The organism is Bartonella sp. AC158YNML (assembly GCF_042196725.1).
Lineage (GTDB): Bacteria > Pseudomonadota > Alphaproteobacteria > Rhizobiales > Rhizobiaceae > Bartonella.
Window position 1 is genome coordinate 231,262 of sequence record NZ_JBHIQU010000002.1, and the last position, 22,596, is coordinate 253,857.

Here is a 22,596-nt window from a genome sequence, read left to right on the forward strand (position 1 = left end):
ATTCGTTTGTATGTTACAAGCAGGATTAGCGTGTGGATAAAAACATAGAAGAAAGGAGAAAAAATGCCTTTTATGAATCGTCTTAATTCAAGAGCTGTAACAATATTGGGAGCTTGCAAAGTATGTGATGGTACCAACTTGTTACTCTATAAGCGTAAAGATAGGGCAGATTAATAGCGTTCATGATAAATGATTATTGATAAATCAAGACTTTAGCAAATAAAGAATTTTTTTCTTTTATGAACAGGAAGATTATTGTCTGTTGAGGTTATTAATTCATTTTTATATTTAGAACGCAATAGATCATCAAAAAGCTTATTTCTAAGCTTCTGCAGTAGAGATTTCTTTCATTTAAAAAATTAAAGCGCTATCATTTCTTCTTGGAACGTGCCGCAAAAGGATTATCAGAGGCTCGTAATGATATGCGAACTGGTATACCAAACATATCAAATGTTTCACGTAACCCATTGACAAGGTAACGCAAATACGACTGGGGCATACTTTTGGGGCGCGAGCAAGAAATCATAAATCCAGGAGGACGTGTCTTAACCTGTGTGATGTATTTAACCTTAAGTCGACGTCCAGAAACCGCAGGAGGTGGATGATGTGCCACAACAGTTTCAAGCCATTGGTTCAATTTAGCCGTCAAAATGCGACGATTCCATACACGGTGCATCATCATCACATTTTCCATAAGTTTATCAATTCCTTGACCATATTGTCCCGATAAAGGAACAGCTCTCAAACCACGAACTTGAGGAAGAAATCGTGCACATTTTTCATGCAAATCAATCAATGTAGCCTGACTATTTTCAATAAGGTCCCACTTATTAAAAGCAATAACTGGAACACGCCCTTCACGAATCACAAGATCAGCAATTTGTAAATCCTGCTTTTCAAAAGGCATCGTTGCATCAAAAACAATGACCACCACTTCTGCAAAACAAATAGCACGCAAAGTGTCAGCAACGGATAATTTTTCTAACTTTTCTTGAATTTTCGATTTTCGACGCAAACCTGCAGTATCAAACAGTTTAACATGACGACCACGCCATTCCCAATCTACAGAAATAGAATCACGCGTAAGTCCTGCTTCTGGTCCTGTTAATAACCGCTCTTGTTTCAGCATACTATTGATAAGAGTAGATTTTCCTGTATTGGGGCGCCCCGCAATTGCAATCCGAATAGGCTTATTTTCATCGTACATAAGCCCCTCTTCTTCCAAATTGTTTATATCATCACCAACAGATGCAGGCTGTATCGTAATATCTTCCTCTTTGTTGTTGTCAAAAGCGCGTTCTGCCCCAACAGCCTCTATAATTGCATCACGAAGATCACTAAGTCCCAAACCATGTTCAGCCGATATTGGGCACGGCTCCCCCAAACCTAATGACCACGCCTCATACTCTCCTCCCGTTGCCGCTCTTGACTCAGACTTATTGGCAACAAGGACAATTGGTTTTCCTGATTTGCGAACCAATGAAGCAAAGTTTAAATCACTTGGTGTTATTCCACTCTTTGCATCAAATACGAATAAAATAAGATCAGCTTCATCAATTGCAACTTTTGTATGAGAACGCATACGCCCCTCAAGTGTATGATCACCTGCTTCTTCCAGCCCAGCCGTATCAATCACATCAAAACGTAGATCTTGAAGTTTTGCCGCATGCATACGCCGATCACGTGTTACACCTGGCTTATCATCAACCAAAGCCAACCTTTGCCCAACCAAACGATTAAAAAGTGTTGATTTCCCAACATTGGGACGACCAACAATAGCAATGGTAAGGCTCATCAATTTATTCCTTATTTGTCTTGCCCTCGGCCTGCATAAGCTCAAGCATCATTCGAGCCCGATCTGTTATTTTTGACCCCAAAGTACCTTCTTTAGAAATTTTCTTAAAATAATAAACCGCTTCATCCATTTTATCCGCTTTGTAAGCAGCTAAACCCAAAGCTTCTCTTGCCGACATACGCATAGGATCGACATCACTTGCCATCTCTTTGACGCGCTTTTTGACATCATCCAAAGTTCCTGTATCAACTAAAATATAGGCTGCTCGAATTTTTGCAACTTTCCGCAAAATCTGCGGTGCTTTCCCATCCGATGCAACAGAATCAAAGATCTCCACTGATTTAATCATATCACCTTGCTCCATGAGTAAAGAAGCCTCCCGCAAACGAGCAAGAAAAGGATATCCTCCAAAGTTAGAGTCTTTAACATTCTCCAATTGCTTTATCGCTTTATCAAAATGACGTGTATCCGCAAAATTAAGGCTTTTTATAAATGCGTCACCAATATGGCTGGCTTTCTTTATTTGTGCATGATGATAAATTTGATAAATAATTATCATGATGATGAAAAGAAGGACTGCTCCAATAATTGAAAAACCATAACGTCTCCAAAAAGCAAGCGCCTTTTCCTGACGAAATTCAGCATTAACTTCAGCAATAAAACTATCATACGACATATATCATACCTTGTAAAAATTTACTCTCTGCGCTTTTACGCATAAATGGACAAAGATGGTAGCCTAAATCAACTAAAATCTTTAAATTACTGATTTATTTATTTCAAATTGACATGTAACCAAATCAATTGGATTTTTGCAACTGTCTTAGTCAAAAACGATGTAAATGTTCTTTAAGCTTACATCACAACTTTTGAATCTTATAAAAAAATCACTGCTTTAATATTATCCATGATTGCCTACCATCTTCAGCACCCTTCCCTCTCTATTATATGAAAGATATCTTTTGAAGTCTTTAACACAATCATTGTATTGTATTCGATTATAGGATTTTAATACCATTCTTTATTCATCTAGCTTACTGTATTTATATATCTTTTTTAATATGAGGGATGCGTAAATAAAAGTTGGGGAATAGAATTTTGCAATAGCCTCTACAAAAAGCATACTTCATGGAGTGTTTCTAACATTTCTTTGAAATCTGCTAACGCCCCTTAAAATAAGACATCTAAAAGTAGCATAAATGCAACAACAGTTTCATGTTGCAACGGATTAGAAGGTTTTATTGTAAAATTCTTTCGACAAAGATAGGCTTCTTTTTTAACAGAGAAGCTTTTTCTTGATCTAAAGCATAGAGTTCTATGATTTTCTCTTCCATGCCTACTAGAACAGATTTTCTACCAATTTCTACAGAAGATAAAAATGACACAGATAAACCTAATTTATCAACTATATTTGAAAGACGTTCTGAATGATCAATGCGAAGTTTTCATAAAATTTTGCCAAAGAAAGTGTATCCCTTCAATTTATCTTTATACAATTAATAACCTTTTGTAATGGATACTCAAAGCTTCTGAAAATATCTTATTGTAATGGCCAAACCCACATAAGCACTGGAACAGCAATAATAACGATCAACACCGCCAATGGAGCCCCCAAACGTGGATAATCACTAAAACGGTATCCTCCTGGCGCCATCACGAGCATATTGCTTTGATGTCCGATAGGTGTAAGGAACTCACAACCTGCACCGATTGCAACAGCCATTAAAAAAGCTTCAGGCTTATAATGAAGAGAATGAGCAAAACTTGACGCAATTGGTGCTACCATCATCACTGTTGCTGCATTATTCAAAAATGGCGTAACCAACATAGCTGTCACCAACATAAGCGCTAAAGCACCGGATGGCGGGAAAAATATTGCCAATTGGCTCAGCCATTGACCAATGAGCTCCGTACATCCTGTTTTCTCTAACGCTTCACTCACTGGAATAAGAGCCGCTAATAGTACTAATATTGGACCATCTAATGCCTGATACAAATCACGCGCTGGCAAAACACGAAAGATCACCATTGCAGCAGCAGCAGAAAAGAAAGAAAAAGCAACTGGAACAATATGAAAAGCTGTAAAAATAATTGCTATAAATAAAACAGCTAAAGAGATGAAACCATGTCGTAAATTTCCAAACACAATATTTCGTTTTGCTAGGGGCAAGCATTTCAATTCCCTTAACAAATTTGGAATAACTGCATCCTGTCCTTGCAAAACAATCACATCTCCAAGATGAAAGATAATATCATCAAGTCTTCCCCGCACCCTTTCATGTTGACGACTTAACGCAAGAAAATTTACATTATAGCGATCAAATAAGGAAAACTCTTTCGCACTAATACCAATAAGAGGTGAATTATGGGTGATAACTGCTTCAATAATATCAATGTCACTGTCCTTATCACCTGTAGAAATAGTTCGCCCCTTAGAAAACTCTAAACGAGCAGAGTTTATCACACTATCTAACCCTGTATGTGATCCTTCCAGCAAAACAATATCGTTTTCAGACAAAACAAAATCTGGTAATGGTGAAATAGATACTTTGTTTCTGATGATTTGAATCACCATAACATCACCACTTGATGGCTTAACCAAATCAACAATATTTTTCCCCACAATCGGTGAATTTATTGGGACATGCACCTCTGCAACATAATTACGAATATCAATGGCATCATCAAATGATACACCTGAACGTACACGCACAGGCAAAAGCCAATAAAACAAAACCAAATATAAAACACCAGCCGTCGCAATAACCGCACCAACTGGTGTAAAATCAAACATTGTAAAAGGTGTTCCTGCTAAACGTTCTTGCATCGCTGAAATAACAACATTGGGAGATGTTCCTATCTGTGTCATAAGCCCCCCCAATAAAGAACCAAAGGCCATGGGCATCAAAAAGACAGAAGGAGAAACCTGAGAACGACGAGCAAACTGAAAAGCTATCGGAAGCATAATAGCCAAAGCACCAATGTTTTTAACGAACATTGATAACACGACAACAGAAATAACCAAAAAAGCTAATTGAAGACGCACCGATTTCACCTCTGGCCATATTCGTTGAATAATAAATTCCATTATACCAGAGCGAGATACAGCAGTACTGACAACAAACACACTCCCCACGATAATAACGATATCATTACTAAAACCGCTAAAAGCCTCCTTCGGACTAACAAGACCAAGAGCACAAGCTATTAACAATGTACAAATAGCGACAAGATCATAACGAAATCGATCCCAAATAAAAATAACCATCATGAGACCAATGATCAAAAAGGTCATTATTTGATTTTCTGTCATAACACTCACCTCTCCCCATTAAATTATAATGAATAAAAACATATCTTTGATGTTTTAAATATTCCTATAAACAGCAGCAAGATAAAAGCAGACATAGGAATATTTTAAGATAATTTAAAGTGATAAAAATTATGATGTGCATAAACTTACCTCTCTTCATTATGTGTGATTTTCTATAAAGTGCTGAATCCAAAGAAATTTGATAAAATTTGATAAAGCTATATTGCTAAAAAGATAAGAATACCTCTAATATAGGGCATAAATGACTGTTGAAACTGGTACACGCTATATTTTAACCTTTGTCGTTGCTTAAAAAGAGTTTATCTTCACTCTCAAATTTAACGAGTGATAAAAATGAAAGAAGAAAAAATGGTCAATCTTAATAGTGGGTATCAAAGTCACCTAAGATATTGGCTTACTTGCATTATTGGATTTATTGCTATCTTGGCAATTATAATGGTTGGTGGATTTTATATCGCAAAACCCTATCTTGACAATTTTGTAAGGAAAGAGATAACCCGTCACGCCATAAAAGCAGAAACATCTGAAGTAAGCATTCTAGGTAAAGTCAATTTGAAAAATGTTACATTACCCGTTCCAGCCGGTACATCACTTAAAATTGGTGCCATTTCTGCCCGTCCTCCTCTTTCCTTTATTCCTGGAACTTTCACACTCTATAATGTTGATTTAAAGCATAATAATATTCATGTGCAAATTCCTAAAATCTCTCTTAGGAGTGTATTCTTAAAAGAAAAAGATAGAACACTCTCATCACGTCTTTTACAAACAATGATGCGTATTGAGCTTTCCTCAATTATTGCTCCCAATATACAACTTTCTATAGAAAATAAAAATAAGCAAATAGAAACGGTTGAAGTCAATAATTTCCAGCTTTCTGATTTTAGAAATGGCCATATCCGTTCAGTTAGTATCAAAAATATGGATCTTAAAACAGTTGCAGTCAATGGTGCCAAACAGATGCAGCTTATGGCTAAAAGTGATACAATAAAAGCCCATGATATCGACATCAACTACGCCTATTCTATCATCTTTGGAAAAAACAATACTCTCAATCAAGGTAAAACCGTTACTGGTCCCATTGCCCTGAATAATATAAGCGTTGATATTTTTGAAGAAGCAGAAAAAAACAGCTCTTTCTTTCTCCAACAGTTTAAAACATCTGGTTTAAAGATGAAGCCACTTGAACAAACTCCTGAAAAATTGATCAAAGCTTATCTTAATGCAAGAAAAGAGAATAATAAAACCGCTGAAAAAATAGCACAAAATGGTCTACTTCTAAACATATTGCTCGCCATTACCTCAGCCGATGCCAAAGTTGATAACGTCACCGTTGATATACCACAGTTGAAAGCAACACTCGAATCATTCCAATTCAAACCAAGCTTGTGGAAACAACCTATCCCTAAAAAACTTTTTCTTTCCCTCAATAACCTTTCCGTTTTACCTAAAAACATGAATGAAAAAGACTTAGAACTCTTCAAAAATTTGAACTTTGAGCACTTTAACATTTCAGGAAAAATTGATATTTCTTATGATGAAAAAAAACGTATGCTCTTTCTTGATGCAATGTCTTTCGATATGAAAGACGTCGGATCTGGGTACATATCAGCCAAGGTTATTGATGTTGATGAAAAGCTTTTTTCTGGTCAGAAAAATGTAATGATTGCTGCTTCTCAAGACCTTGGCATCAATGAAATTGATATACAATATAAGGATGCAGGTTTCATTGATAAGCTTTTTTCTTATCTTGCGCAAACTCTTAATGACAGCAAACATGATCTTAAAAAGGAACTCTATGACGATTTCTATCTAATGATGACGCAGACCCCTAACATTCTGTTAAAAAATCATGACGAAGCAGAAAAAATTTCAAAATCCTTAGGTGAATTTGCTAAAAATCCGCAAACATTGAGCGTTAAAATTAAAGCAAAAGATAATAAAGGGCTCACAATAATTGATCTCGAATCTGCTTTACAAAATGATCTATCCAAGGCTTTAAGCAAAGTAGATCTCACTATTAAAAATGAAGCATCGCCTTGAACATTTGGTGCTTTAAACATGATGATCTTGTCTATAAATTAAGAACTTTATTCCTCTTTTTGCTTTTATATGATACAGAAGACTTCACACAGAGTCATTTACATAAGAGAATATAGAATCATAAAATTGTCGATACTTGGAGTTGTTCATGTCTGATTTATCTTCAAATCGCTTGCCTAATCGCGCTTCTCGTGTCACCAATCAAGCGCTTTCTGCTATCGAGCGTTTTCTCCATATTGAAGCTCTTAGTGGTATTGTTCTTTTATTAGCTGCTGCTTCTGCACTCATTTTTGCCAATTCTAAATATGCTGATCTCTATGAATCTTTTTGGCATACACCTCTTGGTTTTAATTTGGGGCATTTCACTCTTTCATGGGATTTGCATTTTTGGGTTAATGATGCTCTTATGACTATTTTTTTTCTCGTTGCTGGAATGGAAATCCGACGCGAGATTCATGAAGGTGCTCTTGCCGATTTTAAACAAGCAATCTTACCAATTGTTGCTGCAATAGGGGGTGTTTGTTTCCCTGCAATTATTTATTTTATCTTCAACTTTAATGATGGGCATATACATGGTTGGGCCGTACCAACAGCAACAGATATTGCCTTTGCTCTCGGTATTCTTGCTCTTCTTGGAAAAAAAATTCCTTCTAATCTTCATATCATTCTTCTATCACTCGCGATTATTGATGATATTATAGCTGTTCTTATTATTGCTTTTTTCTACTCAACAAACATTGATCTTAGTGGTTTAATGATTGCAGGAGCAGGTATTGCTCTAGTGCTATTCTTTCAATGGATTGGACTTGCATCAGCATGGCTTTACATTTTACCTGGTGCAATCATCTGGTGGGGTTTAATGGTAACAGGCGTTCATCCATCACTTGCTGGTGTAATTTTAGGGATGATGACTCCTGTTTTTCCTACTCGGACTCTTGTAGCGCCACTCACCACGCTCAGCAATGCTATGCAAATTCTTCAAGAAAAAAATATTAAAACAGATCTCCATCATATTTCAACCGCATTGAAAAAAATGCGCAAAGGACAGCGTGCCATAATTGCTCCAGTAACCCGTGTTCAGAAAGCATTGCATCCATGGGTTGCATACGGTGTAATGCCGATTTTTGCCTTTGCAAATGCAGGAGTAAGTTTTGCAAACTTTGACCTTTCTTCCGATAAATCATTCTTGATTGTTCTTGGTGTTGTTATTGGGCTTTTCATCGGTAAGCCGCTTGGCATTATCACTGCCAGTTATCTAGCTGTAAAATCAGGTCTATGCCGCCTCCCTCCTCATATGACATGGACAGGTATTTTACTCATTGGTTTTTTAGCAGGAATTGGCTTTACAATGTCTATCTTTGTTTCAATGCTTGCTTTTAAAAATATTATCCTTCTTGATGCTGCAAAAATTGGAGTACTTTGTGGCTCTGGTTTATCTGCTCTTATCGGTCTAGGATATGGATTTATTTATATTAAGCGCAATAAAGACGTTGCTCATAGTTCCCAATAAACTAACTAAAAATAGACTTTTATACGAGCTTTTTAAAAAGTGATTCTATTCATTTGTTGGATTTGGACAATATTGAACGTAAAAGCCGTTGTTTTACCTCATCTTTACATCTATGAAGATGTAAACTGACATCATCGTACTATTTTGCCAACCTCTCATGTCAACAACTCTTGACACTTGAGAGAATTCATAAGAGACGTTTTTTTTATTCCTTTCTTCAATAAAGTTTACTCATATACCAGTCCCACTTGTAGCGTACACAGAAATAATTTTAATTGATTTAATATAAAGGGATTTGTGATAGGAGAAGCGATCTTTCATCAAAGCTATTATCCACTATAAAGAAACAATGAATTCCTATTATAAATCAATATGTTATATTTAATTATAACGAAAAAATAAGAAACAATAATTAATAGTAATGTAAATAATATATCTTCATTTGAAGCTATCACTGAAATCTTGGCTACTCAATGCACATGAATAAAGTATATTGAGTTAATCAACACAAAACAACTTTCTCACCATAACTGTTTGTATAAAAATTATAGAGAGTTGTTTCAAACACCTTAACTCCATCATTACAATTCTTACAAGCTGCTGTTTTTATAATAAAGTATATAGACGTTAATTTATTGAAATAATATAATTTTTTTACTGCCCTTTATAGCCACAACAGTTCTTCCAACCTCACCTATCACTTATAACGTCAACATAGCAAGCAGACCCAATAATTAGTTAAGTAATCCCGTAGCTCATTTTTCCAACAAATCCATCTTTTCGTTACTGACTTTATTGTCAGTATTATCAACAGCTTTAATCCTAGCCTTCTTTAAAAAACATATTATTTTTTGGGCAAATATATTTTTAAGGATCATTTATCGTCTTATCACTCGGGTAAGAAAGCAAAATACCGGAAGGTTTCCTTATTTCAAAGCAAAAGTTGCACAATACTGGAAACTGAAAATAACCTTAGTGCGGCTCGCTTTCTCCCTTATAAGCGTAAAGATGAGTATTGATTTTTACCTTTACAACTTCATAGTCTCCCAGAGTTAAACTGTCTTCCCGTTTTCAAGATCATGAATAAGTTTAAAATGAGAGCATTTTTCTGTATTGAATAGTTCTCATTTAAGTTCAAAATATAAGTTATTCTTAATAAAAATTATTAATATATATTAAAGCTTTACGTTATTGAAACTTTATTGAAACTAAAAAATGCTCACCCCTTATCAAGAGCATAAACAGCATGTAATGTTCTAACCGCAAGTTCAGTGTAAGCACTATCAATCAAAATAGAAATTTTAATTTCTGAGGTGGTGATTGCTTGAATATTAATACCCTTTTCAGCCAAAGCCTTAAAAGCTGTAGCAGCAACACCTGCATGGCTGCGCATTCCAATACCAATCACAGAAACCTTGGCAAGATCGCTTTCAAATTGGAGAACATCAAATCCAATTTCTTTACGATTTTTCTCAAGAAGAGCAACGGCTTTTTCTACATCTGCTGATGGTACAGTAAAAGTCATATCAGTTTTTGAGCCATCTTCAGAAATATTTTGCACAATCATATCAACATTAATGCGCTCTTCAGCCAAGGGGCCAAAAATTGCTGCCGAAATCCCTGGACGATCGGCAAGCCGACGAAGGGAAATTTGTGCTTCATCCTTAGCAAAAGCAATACCAGTAACATTTTGTTGTTCCACAATTTCATCCTCATCGCAAATAAGTGTTCCAGAAGAACTCATTGGATCCTCCATGCCTAAAGCATCAGGATCCTCAAAACTTGAACGCACAAAGGTACGAACCTTATGAACCATTGCCAATTCAACAGAACGAACCTGTAAAACTTTTGCACCAAGAGAAGCCATTTCCAGCATCTCTTCAAAAGCTACCTTTGGTAAACGACGCGCTTTCGGTTCTATACGTGGATCCGTTGTATAAACACCATCCACATCCGTATAAATATCACAGCGATCAGCTTGTACAGCCGCTGCTATAGCAACAGCACTTGTATCTGATCCCCCACGTCCTAAGGTAGAAATTCGATTATCCGGAGTTACCCCCTGAAAACCAGCAATAACAGCAACCTGACCTTCCTGAAAACGCTCTATTAAAAAAGATCCATCAATATCAGTAATACGTGCACGGCCATGCGCATTGTCTGTATGAATAGGAATTTGCCAACCAAGCCATGAACGTGCATTCACGCCCATTGTTTGAAGTGTCAAAGCCAACAAACCAGAAGTAACCTGTTCACCAGCAGCAACCACAACATCATATTCACGAACATCTCTATGTATAGGCGAAGCATCACACGTCCACTGAACAAGTTCATTGGTTTTACCAGCCATTGCAGATACGACAACGGCAACCTCATTACCTGCATCAACCTCTCTTTTGACATGCCGTGCAACATTATGAATACATTCAATGTTTGCTACAGATGTTCCACCAAATTTCATGACAATGCGCGCCATTAATAATACTCTATCTTTACATCTCTTATCTCAAACGGTAATGAGAATAAGATGCTCTATCAACTAATCATTTACTCGACATAGCGAATATCTATCATTTGTGCAAGTTTCATTATGATTATATTAATTTCTCTTGACTTTTTATAAAATCTACTTGACGTGATCATTAAAAAATAAAAGGAAAGCAAAATGATAGATAAAACGCGGACAACTATTGATCAAAGTGAAATTGATCACTTTTCACGTATTGCTACAGAATGGTGGAATCCACAAGGAAAATTTCGACCTCTTCACCAATTTAACCCAACACGCCTTGCTTACATCAGAGAAAAAATCTGTTTAGAGTTTAATCGTGATCCTGTTTCACTTACACCCTTTGAGAATTTGAAAATTCTTGATATTGGCTGTGGAGGAGGCTTGTTATGTGAACCAATGGCACGTCTTGGCGCTATGGTCGTAGGCGTTGATGCTTCACAAACGAATATTGAAGTCGCAAAAATTCATGCAACCCAAAATGATCTTTTAATTGATTACCGTACCACTACGGCAGAAGCACTCGCCAACGAAGGAGAGAAATTTGATATCATCCTTAATATGGAAGTTGTTGAACATGTCGCTGACGTTAATCTCTTCATAGAAGCTACAGCAAAAATGCTGAAACCACAAGGGTTGATGTTTGTCTCGACACTCAACCGCACATGGAAAGCATGGGGGCTTGCTATTGTAGGCGCTGAATATATCCTACGTTGGCTTCCTAAAGGAACACATGATTATAAAAAATTCCTAAAACCTCTAGAACTTAAAAATTTCTTATCACAAAATGCTCTAGCTGTCATTGATGAGATAGGTATTACTTATAACCCATTAAACGACAGCTGGAATCGCTCAAAAGACATGGACGTTAACTACCTCCTTCTCGCAAAACGGTCTTAAGAATATCTCATTTACAACTATTGTATGCCTTGTAATAAAGAATTGAGCTGTCCCTCAGCCTCTAAAGCATAAAGATCATCACAACCGCCCACGTGATAATCACCTATAAAAATTTGCGGAAATGTATTACGTCCATTTGCGCGCTGTACCATTTCTTGGCGACGGGATGTAGAAGCATCAATATCTGTATATTTTACGCCTTTTTTATCAAGTAAATCACGAGCTTTTATGCAATAAGGACAACCGGGACGTGTATAAATTATTATCTCTTTCATAATAGTTTCCTCCAATATTTTTTATAATATTCACTTCAAGTTTCTCTTAAGAAGAGGGATAAATAGAATCTTCTTTGAGGACACGCGAAAATGTTAGCACATCAACCTGTCGTGCACCTGCATCTTTTAATGCAGAGGCTGCTGCCGTAACTGTTGCACCCGTTGTAAAAACATCATCAATCAGTAAAACAGAACATCCTTTAAGGTATTTTTTAACCTTATGCGAAACCTTAAAAGCATTTTTTACGTTAAGTTTTCTCTCTCTTGAAGAAAGACTAACCTGCGGACGGGTATGCCGACAACGAACAAGCCACCCCGGTTTTAAAAGCTTTTTTTGTGATTCTGCAATATAACGTGCAAGCTCAGCAGATTGATTATAACGCCTCTCCCAAAAACGACGAAAATGCAATGGAATGGGGATAATAACATCACAATCATCAATAACCTCGCGTCCAGCAAACATCATCCACTTGGCCATAAATGATGCCAATTCTATATGATCACCATATTTTAAACGCGTTACTAAAGTTCGTGCAAGCCCCTTATGAACAATGACCGAGCGAACACGTGAAAAAGGATAAGAATTACGAAGTGCTTCACCACTGAGAAACCCCTCCCCCATATCACAAACAAAAGGAGTCCCCATAACAGGACAATAAGGTTTTGTGATAAATTGAAGTTCTTTCCAACATTCGGAGCAAATCGTACCATAAGTAGAAACATTTTGCTTACATCCAGGACAAATTGGGGGATAAAGCATTGTTTTCAAGCGTTCAATGCATCTACTTAGTATATCGTTGCTATTTAACGCCGCTTCTCGAAAGTACAACATTATAAATCTAGGCTTTTACAAGTTCCCCGTAGAACAAAAGTTCCTTTGTATTTCCTCAATTTATAATTTTAATTCCTTTAAAAACTCTTACCTTCTATAAATTTATTTTCTTTCATATTATAAACTTGACAGAGCTTGCACAAATAATGAACCTTTTCAAAATATATTCTTTCATAGAGAGAAAGTGTTCTACAATATGTCGCATCCTTTAATTTTTGATCATAACCGCATTGAACAATTCCGCAAACGCGCTTTCCAAAAAGCAAAAAAAGGATATGACTTTTTACTCTCTCACATAGCAGAAGATCTCTATAAACGTCTTAGTACTGTTGATCGCCTCTTTACATTAGCTCTCGATTTACACAGCCATACAGACCTTGCTGCGCAAGCTTTAATGAAGTCTGGAAAAGTTTGTTCCATAGAACGTATTGAAACCGATACGCTTTATCAAAGCCATGATAAAAAATTTCATTTACGTCATCGAGAATTTCTTGATTTACCTCAAAGTTACTGTGACCTTATTGTTTCACTTCTTTCATTACAATTGACCAATGATACCCCTGGTGTTCTAAGCCAGATAAAAAATACTCTTAAACCAGATGGCTTATTTCTTGCTGTTATGGCAGGAGCTGGTACATTAAGAGAATTGCGCGAAAGCCTACTGCAAGCTGAAAGTGAAATTTATGATGGAGCAAGCCCTAGGGTCTACCCTTTTGCCGACATTCGTGATGCAGGCGCTCTTTTACAGCGTGTTGGCTTTGCCCTTCCTGTAGCAGACGTTGAAGATATCACAATACGTTATAATACAATGTTTGATCTTATGCACGATCTTAAAGCTATGGGAATGCAAAATGCACACATAAATCGTTCACGACGCCCTGTATCCAAACGTTTTTTTCTCCGCGCAGCTGAAATCTATGCACAACGATTTAGTGATCCTGATGGACGTATTCGTGCACATTTTTCTTTCATCTGGCTCTCTGGTTGGGCCCCTCACCCCAATCAACAAAAACCCCTACAACCTGGTTCAGCGCAAATATCTCTTACAGATGTTTTACAATCTAAAAAAACATAACCTAAAATCATTTTTTTAAAATACTTTTATCCGTTGTTCGTAACATTTGACTGGTAATTGTTCCAGCTACCATTGAATCGCTCACGTTTAGAGCAGTACGTCCCATATCAATTAGCGGTTCAATAGAGATGAGTACAGCAACCAAAGTAACAGGAAATCCCATAATTGGTAAAACAATCAATGCAGCAAAGATAGCCCCTCCCCCCACACCAGCAACACCAATAGAACTCAACGTTACAATCCCAACAAGCGTAGCAATCCAAGTAGGATCAAGAGGATTAATACCCATAGAGGGTGCAATCATGGTCGCAAGCATCGCTGGATAAAGACCGGCACAACCATTTTGTCCAATTGTTGCCCCAAAAGAAGCTGCAAAACTCGCAATGGATTGCGGAACTCCTATCCACTGCGTTTGCGCTTCAATATTCAAAGGAATACTTGCAGCACTTGAACGACTGCTAAAAGCAAATGTTAAAACCGGTAAAACCTTTTTGAAAAAACGAAAGGGATTAATCCCAGAAATGCCAAGCAGTACACCATGAATACCAAAAATTAAGATAATACCGACATAAGAGGCAATAATAAAAACCAGTAAATTTAAAATATCTGAAATACGTGATATCGCTCCTACTTTCGTCATAAGAGCAAAAATACCATAAGGCGTCAAAGCAATCACTATACGGACCAACCGCATAATCCAAGCTTGTGCCACTTGAATAAATAAAAGCGCGTTTTCTCCTTTTTCTGGCTCATCTTTCTTTAAAAGAAGAACCGCTGCACCTAAAAATGACGCAAAAATCACAACACTGATAATTGACGTACGTTTAGCTCCACTCAATTCAGCAAATGGATTTTTAGGAATCATAGACAAAATCATCTTTGGTATATTCATATCTCCAAGTTGAGAAATATGACCTTCAAGAATAGCAGAAACATTTTGCCCTTCATGCACCAAACCATTTGCTGTTAATCCAAAGAAATTAACCACAAGCACGCCAACCAATGCTGAAAGAGCCGTTGTAAAAAGCAATATTGAAATTGTTATTATACTCATCTTTCCAACAGCATAAACAGAATGTAAATGAGCAACCGCTGAAACGATAGAGACAAAAACCAGTGGCATAACAATCATTTGTAACAATAAAATATAGCCTTCACCAACAATGTTAAACCATTCAACGGATTTCAATAAAGTGCCTTCACCCTCTCCATAAACAAACTGTAAAATACTACCAAAAATCAAGCCAAGGATAAGCCCTAGCATAACACGGAGTGAAAGACTCCATTGCATTCTCTTACTCTGAGCAATCCACAATAAAAAAATAACAAATAGAAATAAATTGATAAAAAAATTAAATGTCATTGTCTATGCCCAGTCTATATCCACTATTGTTTATGATTGATGTAAATAACATACATACCTCAAAATCAATGCATGATATTTGAAAGTTAAAGTATAAAACTTACAAGGTTTTTACAAAACCATTATTTTTCAATTTATAGATTAAAAGAGAATTTTTTATCTACTAATAAATGTTTAAAGAAAATAAATAAAATTATTTTCCTATTATTTAAATTTATACTCTCATTAAATAATTTAAAAAGAGAAATATAAACAGCACTCATAGCATCTTAATACTGAATAACTCCAACATATCTTATCACTCTAAATGCCCTTATCACTCTCTTTTGCTCTTTGAATTGAAAAGAGCTTTCCAAACAATGGTTAATTAATAATCGAACATTCATAACTTTTCTGAAAAATACAAGATCAAGCCACTCTTGCCAATTTTATGGACGGCACTCTCAACAATTTTGATCAGCACTTCAAATATAATTATTTTATGGATAACACCTTTTACACATTCTTTCTCTGCTCTCAATGGAAGCTTTTTTGTTTTTCGAAATTCTCTTTATAGACATAAAAATATGCCCTCTCAATAACAAAAAAATCTCAAATGTGAAGACTTCGAAAACCACAATACCTATAAAATGCAATACAACTAATAATATAAAACATTACTCAACACACCCTAAAACACAATACCAACAAAAATACCATATATCCTGTTGATATAACAAAACTAAATGATATCAATCGTCATCATAGACGTATTTAATATCGGTCTATTTATTGAAGATAAGGAGTTAAATTACTCATGAAGCGTACCATAACATTTATTGTTGTATCTTCTCTATTGATACTTTTGTTTGCTGTATTAATATCATTTGGATATACTAAAGTGAACGATTTGAATCCGTACAATGAACTTTATCAGTCAAAACCATAAAGACTTAGAATATCGTGAAAAAAAGGAAATAGCAAAAGAAGTTATAAAAGTCTTTCAAAGTAAGACAAAACCTGTTACATCTGTAGAATATGATAAGGTATGATTTTAAAAATATTTAATAGAACTACAAATTGAACCTCCACAATTGGATATTTTAAAGCATTATCACACAATACTTGCCTTTTGTGGACGTTTTGCTGTTGTTTGGCAAATAATCCAAAGATGAAGATCTGCTCACTAATCAAATACAATACTCATTTGATTCATTGAAAAAAGATGTTTTTCTCGCAAAACTTGCAGAAGACTTTCATGATCTGATGGCTGAATATGGAAAAAAATTTCTAGATTCTCCAACTCCCATTAACCGAAAAGAACAAATTATGCGTCCAGAGAAAATAATAACATGTAATTTCCTTACCCGTTTTAAAAATACAGCTATTGTCTGCATAATGACAGCGTAATTATATCGTATAATGATAAAAAAAGGGATAAGAATCCTTATAAGATCTGGCTAATAAAAAATGGAAGCAACAAAAAGTTAAGCAGCCCACTCTATGTTTAGCAAACAAAATAAGTATTTGCAGCTTGCCTGTACAACAACTAAATTTTTGTATTTTGTTCCACATAAAAAATACTTCATATTCATATAAACATCGTATATTGAATGATAATAATTTAATATTGGATAAGATTATTAAACACAAATAATATTTTTATTCCTTTATTAAAAAGTGAAAAATATTGTTTTCAGACTTATTCATAAGCGTGATGAGCCAAGTGGATAAAAATATTTGATAACAAGCTAAATATATCTCTTATGATCCATCTCTAAGATAAAGATACAAGATTGAGGTTACGGAAATATCGTGACAGTATTAATCTGGATATAAAAATAACAGAGACTAAGAGATCTTTGTATTGTATCATTTACGAGACAATGTGTGAAAGCAAGGGGAAATATTCTTTCTAAGATAAGTGAGTGAATGAGCCACCACAGTGATATGCATTTTTAAAAAAGTACAAAATGTCTTTGCCTCAAATTTAATAAGCACATTCTAAAAATACAGGTTCTACAGACTCATTCCAAATAGAATAGTAATAGGACAACAATTTTTCAGCATCTGTTTGCCCTATTGCAACAACCTCTTCTAAAGGATTAAGAAAATTTGTTTCATCAAAACCATTCGCATCATACTGTTTGCGATTTTTTAGGCCCTTGCGTGCAATAGCAAGGGCTTGACGTGCTAATTCTAACAGAATGGTTTGACGAAAAGGAGTTTTTAACCCCTCTTTTGGAACGCGTTGGCGCAACTCTAAAACTTCTTCAAAACACCAATCTTTTGTCAAAGCCTCCGCCTCATTAAGTGCTTCTCTATCATAAAGAAGCCCAACCCAAAAAGCTGACAACGCACAAATACGCTTCCAAGAACCACAATCCGCTCCTCTCATTTCTAAAAATCTTTTTAAGCGGACTTCAGGAAATAACGTTGATAGGTGATTAATCCAATCTCCCATATTTGGAATTGAATTTGCAACTTGTCCTTTTAATGCTCCATTCATAAACTGACGAAACGTTATGTGTGTACAATCATAATAACGACCATCACGAACAACAAAATACATTGGAACATCAAGGGCCCATTCAACATAATCAGCAAAACCAAAGCACTCAGAAAATATAAAAGGGAGAACCCCTGTCCTCTGATTATCCGTATTACGCCAAATTTCAGAACGCCAAGATAAAAAGCCATTCGGACGTCCTTCTGTAAAAGGTGAGCTTGCAAATAATGCGGTCGCAATAGACTGTAACTTCATAGATACTTGCATTTTTTGCCGCATATCACTTTCAGATGAAAAATCAAGATTAACCTGAACCGTTGATGTGCGATACATCATATTAAGACCATTATGCCCCACTTTCGGCATATAATCAGTCATAATCTGATAACGTGACTTAGGCATTTTCGGCGTTTCAGCCAAAGTCCACTTTGGACTAGCACCAAGACCTAAAAAACCAATCCCTAATGGTTCTGAAATTTTCTTGAGAAGAGCTAAATGCTGCATCAACTCGTTATAAGTATGACCTATTGTTTTTAATGGTGCACCCGATAATTCAAATTGTCCCCCAGGTTCCAAAGAAATAGCCCCCTGATCACCTGATCCTACGAGCCCAATAATATTCCCTTCATCTAAAATAGGTTCCCATCCTAAAACGCTTTGCATCCCCTTTAAAAGCGCTCGGATTCCTCTCTCACCTTCATAAGGAACAGGAAGAAAACCATCTCTATAAAACGGAAATTTTTCATGTTCTGTACCAATACGCCAATCATCTTCTGGTTTATACCCCCCTTGGAAATAGCTAACCAAGGAATCTAAGTTATAAATTTCACTTTCATCGGTTATATCAAGCGCCATAACTTATCATATCCTATCATCGTCTTAAATGAATTGTTTAGAATGATTTTACAGACTTCTCAATCCATTGCCCAATCCCCCACGGTAGCATTAAGAAGAGCCAAAGCAGCGACAGCGGCAGTGTCAGCGCGTAAAATACGCGGACCTAATGATATTGGAACCACAAAAGGATGTTTTTTTAAAAAGCTCCGCTCTTCTTCACTAAACCCACCTTCTGGTCCAATGAGAACACCAGGTGTTGTAACGTCACGCTTTTTAAAAGAAGGTAATGGATTATGCGATTTATGCTCTTCATCACAAAAGAATAAAGGCTGTGTCTCATCCCACTGTGCTAAAAGTTCTGCTAATGATAGAGCAGATACGCATTCAGGCATAGATAAAATGCCACACTGTTCAGAAGCTTCAATAACATTGGCTTCCATACGCGCCATATTGATACGCGTAACCTGCGTACGATGCGTTATAACAGGCTGCAAAATCGATACCCCCATTTCAACAGCTTTCTGCACCATATAATCCAACCGCGCGTTTTTAAGTGGAGCAAAGCAATAAATAAGATTAGAATGCCTCGTTTGTAATCTTTCTTGATGGATAAGCTGAACCACAACAAATTTTTTTTTTACAATGATAAGTTTAGCAAGCCATTCACCATCCTGTCCATTAAAAAGTAAAATTTCTGCTCCTTCTTTCATCCGCAAAACATGCACAAGATAAAAAGCTTGCGCCCCCTCTATCTTTATTTCTTCATTCAAAGCCAATGTCTGTCTAATAAATAATCTTTTAAGTTTATAATTTATGCGCATAAAAATCTTGCCAAAGCTCACTATCATCATCGAGAAAATGAAGAAAAATATATAACAAAAAGAAAAAAATATATCTATAGAACTATAATATATGAAAAATTTATAGAGTTTTTTTAGCTTTATGAGATGATAATAGGAACCTATCGGTCTTTAAGTGATTCTGCTTTCATAAAAGTTTAGATAATACACCGTTCATCTTTGAATTGGGTCATTGATGCATCCGTGGAGGAAAAAGATATGTCTGCTAAAAAAGCTACAATTATTACGATTACAACCCTCTTAGCCTTTATTTTGATTACAGTGGGAATTGGTTCTGTTGGAGCCGACGGGAAGCATACAGTTACCAAAGATGGCTATGGTATTTCTTCTGAGATTCAATAAGCACTGACCGACATCCCTTAAAAATTTAGTGTAACAAAATATTGCTAGCAACCTTCTAAGACTTGCATCAATATTATGAATCTCTTGTATTTAAAAGATTTTATAAGAAGCGTTGTTCTTCCTCTCTTCACTCATTTATCGACATACCAACCACGCTTATAACGTAGAGGACGATTTTTATGACTTTATCACGAATAGATTTAAAATGAGAGAATCTTACGATAGTGGAATTTCTTATTTAAGTTTAAAAACAACTTTAAATTGTAAACGGATGAGTTATAATTATAAAATAAAATGTTGTATAGACGAAAAACAATACTCAATCTGTATCAGTGGCTTTTGTAATTAAAAAATTACCATGATCTTGTCCTTTAGAGCTCAGAGAAAATGTAAAAGGCCATGCAAGGCTGTTAGCAAGGCATTGAACATCTTTACATAAAGTGTCTGATCTATAATTTTTTCGTAATTGTGCCTGTAGTATCAATTCATTCTGCTTCCCTTGAGAAATAGCAGTTGCAATAGCTCCCTGAATGGATAAACTCAAGTCTGCTGTATGCATCAATGACTCTGTCACTTTCATCACACCTTCTGAAAAGCTTGTCTGGATATTCCAGTGATCAAAAGTTGTGGAAAGAGAATCATCATTTATTAAAAGAAATTGTTGTTTGTTTGAAAGTCTTGTTTGTAATTCATTCAAATCATACCCTAATAGCCGACCAGAAGACATCTTTAATGTTAATTCACTCTGCATTTTTGTAAAAACTTCCATCCAAGAATCAGCCAGTGTCTGTATCGTTGCAGTAAAATTCGTTTTGCTTTGTATAAATGGAATAAATCCTAAAGCTTCTAGAGCTTCCTGCATATCAATAGAAGCACCTGAAATATTTCCTCCAATACGCACTTTCTGTCCAACTGGCGTAACTTCAATATTACTTTGAATGGATCCACCCCAAATATTCGCATGCCCAAGATCAAAAATACCATGCCCATTTTTTATTTGTATTGCAGCAGCTAAATTTGTGAGTGAAATATTCCCTATTTTAGTTTGTGGTGCAGAAAGTCGTACATCCACCCCAATACAATCAAAATTTGTCATATCAAAAAATGAATTTTTCTTTTTGCTTGAAAAAAACATTGAGCCCAAAGTGCTAGAATCTAAGTTATCAAATGCTAAAGAGCCCATAATATTTGGTACAGAATCTTGGAAATCAAGTTCTAAAGCCCCACGCGCACTAGTTTGCCCCATCGTAAAGGTAACATTATTCATTTGGATATGCATTGGTTGCGCTAAAAAATGAGATTCCCATACAATGGGTATTTTTAATTTATGTCCCCAAAACTGATTCCCACCAATCCAAGACAATGTCTGATTCCATCCCGGAGAACGCATCGATACCTTTCCATCAAAAATATAATATTCAGATAACCGAGCCTGTCCTGTAAACGTTATTCCCCCACGCACAGAATTGAGACTTGCCTTAATCTGGCTTTTCCCTCCTGCAAGAAGCAGCAATGCTTGAGAAGCATCAATTGATAACTTTGTAAATTCTCCGCGCCAACGAGCATCTGCACGCAAGCGTACTTCCTCAGTCGATTCAGCCCAATCTAAAGTCGCATTTAATCCTGTTATTTTTTCTGCTACTCCCGAAAAACTATCGTGATACACAAGAACACCATTTTCAATAACAATCCTCCCAAAAGGTTGTTTCAAAAGATGCTCTAGCTCTGGATGTTCAGGATTATTTTTTAATATTTCACGCGCATTGCGTATTGCCAATCCTAATGCACCTTGTGAGCGAGAAAATCTATCAAAAAAATCTGCCATTGTTTCAACGGGCTTTTCCATAACAAATTGAGGACGCACAATCCGCGTCTCGGAAAAAGAAACATGCCCCCAAAGAAGATCTATTAAAGAAAGATCAACTTCTATTGATTCAGCTTCCAATAATGGCGTAACATCATCCATTTTTGATGTTAAAGTAACGCCGGAAAGAAATGCTTTAGGATAAGGGAAAAGATGTAACCGCGGTGGATCACGCAGTTGTACATTATAACCCGTCCATGCACTCAAATCCTGTGCTAAATGAATACGAATCGCATCTGTAGAGACAAGATAAGGTAAAACGAGAATCCCCACTCCAAATAAAAAGATAATTGTAATAAAAATTCCGCTCAAAAATTTTATTATTCTGATGTGCACAACATCCCTCTGCAGTTATCCCCCTATAACAGATTAAATACAAAATTAAATGATCGTTAAAAGATTTTTTATATCCTTATAATTCGCCTTATATCTTCATTATTTTTATTCTTTATCCAAAGTTTATTCAAACAGCAATGTTGCTGCTTCTTTATAAAGCAATTATTTAAAAGTCTTCTAAAACTATAAATCCACAACCTTATCAAACCATTCTTACCGTTATTGCTATAAAACTC

The 22,596-nt window shown here is 35.8% G+C and carries 16 protein-coding genes and 1 pseudogene; 6 read left to right on the top strand and 11 right to left on the bottom strand.

Annotated features, from left to right (window positions below; genetic code table 11):
- Positions 1–370 precede the first annotated feature (370 nt).
- From der to ACFIM1_RS02160, 4 genes and pseudogenes are all read right to left on the bottom strand, one after another.
- Positions 371–1,795 (bottom strand): ribosome biogenesis GTPase Der, encoded by a 1,425-nt coding sequence (der, locus tag ACFIM1_RS02145; protein WP_375609074.1) that lies wholly within the window; start codon positions 1,793–1,795, stop codon positions 371–373.
- A 4-nt stretch (positions 1,796–1,799) separates the two neighbouring features.
- Positions 1,800–2,471 carry a tetratricopeptide repeat protein gene (locus ACFIM1_RS02150; RefSeq protein WP_375609073.1) on the bottom strand — a complete coding sequence of 224 codons (672 nt, stop codon included), beginning with the start codon at positions 2,469–2,471 and terminating at the stop codon, positions 1,800–1,802.
- Positions 2,472–2,965: 494 nt separating this feature from the next.
- Positions 2,966–3,231 (bottom strand): annotated as a pseudogene (locus tag ACFIM1_RS02155) (XRE family transcriptional regulator).
- Positions 3,232–3,335: 104 nt separating this feature from the next.
- The gene (locus ACFIM1_RS02160) at positions 3,336–5,108 is read right to left on the bottom strand and encodes an SLC13 family permease (protein ID WP_375609072.1); all 1,773 of its coding nucleotides are present in this window, start codon (positions 5,106–5,108) and stop codon (positions 3,336–3,338) included.
- Between the two features lie 354 nt (positions 5,109–5,462).
- On the opposite strand from ACFIM1_RS02160, the gene ACFIM1_RS02165 reads away from it, so the two are divergent.
- The gene (locus tag ACFIM1_RS02165) at positions 5,463–7,169 is read left to right on the top strand and encodes a hypothetical protein (protein WP_375609071.1); all 1,707 of its coding nucleotides are present in this window, start codon (positions 5,463–5,465) and stop codon (positions 7,167–7,169) included.
- Between the two features lie 148 nt (positions 7,170–7,317).
- Complete coding sequence (gene nhaA, locus ACFIM1_RS02170; protein WP_375606439.1) at positions 7,318–8,679, top strand: Na+/H+ antiporter NhaA; 1,362 nt, start codon at positions 7,318–7,320, stop codon at positions 8,677–8,679.
- 1,219 nt (positions 8,680–9,898) lie between these two features.
- On the opposite strand, the gene ACFIM1_RS02175 is transcribed toward nhaA, so the two are convergent.
- Positions 9,899–11,155 carry an aspartate kinase gene (locus ACFIM1_RS02175; RefSeq protein WP_375606440.1) on the bottom strand — a complete coding sequence of 419 codons (1,257 nt, stop codon included), beginning with the start codon at positions 11,153–11,155 and terminating at the stop codon, positions 9,899–9,901.
- 189 nt (positions 11,156–11,344) lie between these two features.
- On the opposite strand from ACFIM1_RS02175, the gene ubiG reads away from it, so the two are divergent.
- Positions 11,345–12,088 (top strand): bifunctional 2-polyprenyl-6-hydroxyphenol methylase/3-demethylubiquinol 3-O-methyltransferase UbiG, encoded by a 744-nt coding sequence (gene ubiG, locus ACFIM1_RS02180; protein ID WP_375609070.1) that lies wholly within the window; start codon positions 11,345–11,347, stop codon positions 12,086–12,088.
- A 17-nt stretch (positions 12,089–12,105) separates the two neighbouring features.
- On the opposite strand, the gene grxC is transcribed toward ubiG, so the two are convergent.
- Together grxC and ACFIM1_RS02190 are read right to left on the bottom strand one after the other, a co-directional pair.
- Positions 12,106–12,363, bottom strand: a complete 258-nt coding sequence (grxC, locus tag ACFIM1_RS02185) for a glutaredoxin 3 (protein WP_375609069.1) — start codon at positions 12,361–12,363, stop codon at positions 12,106–12,108.
- A 46-nt stretch (positions 12,364–12,409) separates the two neighbouring features.
- Positions 12,410–13,195 (bottom strand): ComF family protein, encoded by a 786-nt coding sequence (locus tag ACFIM1_RS02190; protein WP_375609068.1) that lies wholly within the window; start codon positions 13,193–13,195, stop codon positions 12,410–12,412.
- Positions 13,196–13,391: 196 nt separating this feature from the next.
- Here ACFIM1_RS02190 and ACFIM1_RS02195 point away from each other — a divergent pair, with 196 nt between their 5' ends.
- Positions 13,392–14,270: a methyltransferase gene (locus tag ACFIM1_RS02195; protein ID WP_375606444.1), complete on the top strand. Its 879-nt coding sequence runs from the start codon at positions 13,392–13,394 to the stop codon at positions 14,268–14,270.
- A 7-nt stretch (positions 14,271–14,277) separates the two neighbouring features.
- Here ACFIM1_RS02195 and ACFIM1_RS02200 read toward each other — a convergent pair whose 3' ends face one another.
- Entirely contained in the window at positions 14,278–15,633 is a 1,356-nt protein-coding gene (locus ACFIM1_RS02200; RefSeq protein WP_375606445.1) for an L-cystine transporter, read from the bottom strand.
- 902 nt (positions 15,634–16,535) lie between these two features.
- Here ACFIM1_RS02200 and ACFIM1_RS02205 point away from each other — a divergent pair.
- Positions 16,536–16,664, top strand: coding sequence for a hypothetical protein (locus tag ACFIM1_RS02205; protein ID WP_375608568.1), 129 nt, complete (start codon positions 16,536–16,538; stop codon positions 16,662–16,664).
- A 938-nt stretch (positions 16,665–17,602) separates the two neighbouring features.
- On the opposite strand, the gene ACFIM1_RS02210 is transcribed toward ACFIM1_RS02205, so the two are convergent.
- Both ACFIM1_RS02210 and ACFIM1_RS02215 read right to left on the bottom strand, forming a co-directional pair.
- Positions 17,603–18,976, bottom strand: coding sequence for a glutamate--cysteine ligase (locus ACFIM1_RS02210; protein ID WP_375609067.1), 1,374 nt, complete (start codon positions 18,974–18,976; stop codon positions 17,603–17,605).
- 59 nt (positions 18,977–19,035) lie between these two features.
- Positions 19,036–19,779: a 16S rRNA (uracil(1498)-N(3))-methyltransferase gene (locus ACFIM1_RS02215; protein ID WP_375609066.1), complete on the bottom strand. Its 744-nt coding sequence runs from the start codon at positions 19,777–19,779 to the stop codon at positions 19,036–19,038.
- A 237-nt stretch (positions 19,780–20,016) separates the two neighbouring features.
- On the opposite strand from ACFIM1_RS02215, the gene ACFIM1_RS02220 reads away from it, so the two are divergent.
- Entirely contained in the window at positions 20,017–20,160 is a 144-nt protein-coding gene (locus ACFIM1_RS02220; protein WP_375606448.1) for a hypothetical protein, read from the top strand.
- Between the two features lie 319 nt (positions 20,161–20,479).
- Here ACFIM1_RS02220 and ACFIM1_RS02225 read toward each other — a convergent pair whose 3' ends face one another.
- Positions 20,480–22,360: an AsmA family protein gene (locus ACFIM1_RS02225; protein ID WP_375609065.1), complete on the bottom strand. Its 1,881-nt coding sequence runs from the start codon at positions 22,358–22,360 to the stop codon at positions 20,480–20,482.
- Between the last annotated feature and the right edge of the window lie 236 nt (positions 22,361–22,596).

Bases quoted from the DNA above. Each gene is read 5' to 3' on its own strand.
- ACFIM1_RS02210 (WP_375609067.1), bottom strand. From the start codon at position 18,976: ATGGCGCTTGATATAACCGATGAAAGTGAAATTTATAACTTAGATTCC.
- ACFIM1_RS02205 (WP_375608568.1), top strand. From the start codon at position 16,536: ATGAACTTTATCAGTCAAAACCATAAAGACTTAGAATATCGTGAAAAA.
- ACFIM1_RS02160 (WP_375609072.1), bottom strand. From the start codon at position 5,108: ATGACAGAAAATCAAATAATGACCTTTTTGATCATTGGTCTCATGATG.
- der (WP_375609074.1), bottom strand. From the start codon at position 1,795: ATGAGCCTTACCATTGCTATTGTTGGTCGTCCCAATGTTGGGAAATCA.
- ACFIM1_RS02190 (WP_375609068.1), bottom strand. From the start codon at position 13,195: ATGTTGTACTTTCGAGAAGCGGCGTTAAATAGCAACGATATACTAAGT.
- ACFIM1_RS02220 (WP_375606448.1), top strand. From the start codon at position 20,017: ATGTCTGCTAAAAAAGCTACAATTATTACGATTACAACCCTCTTAGCC.
- ACFIM1_RS02195 (WP_375606444.1), top strand. From the start codon at position 13,392: ATGTCGCATCCTTTAATTTTTGATCATAACCGCATTGAACAATTCCGC.
- nhaA (WP_375606439.1), top strand. From the start codon at position 7,318: ATGTCTGATTTATCTTCAAATCGCTTGCCTAATCGCGCTTCTCGTGTC.
- ACFIM1_RS02150 (WP_375609073.1), bottom strand. From the start codon at position 2,471: ATGTCGTATGATAGTTTTATTGCTGAAGTTAATGCTGAATTTCGTCAG.
- grxC (WP_375609069.1), bottom strand. From the start codon at position 12,363: ATGAAAGAGATAATAATTTATACACGTCCCGGTTGTCCTTATTGCATA.
- ACFIM1_RS02200 (WP_375606445.1), bottom strand. From the start codon at position 15,633: ATGACATTTAATTTTTTTATCAATTTATTTCTATTTGTTATTTTTTTA.
- ACFIM1_RS02165 (WP_375609071.1), top strand. From the start codon at position 5,463: ATGAAAGAAGAAAAAATGGTCAATCTTAATAGTGGGTATCAAAGTCAC.
- ubiG (WP_375609070.1), top strand. From the start codon at position 11,345: ATGATAGATAAAACGCGGACAACTATTGATCAAAGTGAAATTGATCAC.
- ACFIM1_RS02175 (WP_375606440.1), bottom strand. From the start codon at position 11,155: ATGGCGCGCATTGTCATGAAATTTGGTGGAACATCTGTAGCAAACATT.
- ACFIM1_RS02215 (WP_375609066.1), bottom strand. From the start codon at position 19,779: ATGCGCATAAATTATAAACTTAAAAGATTATTTATTAGACAGACATTG.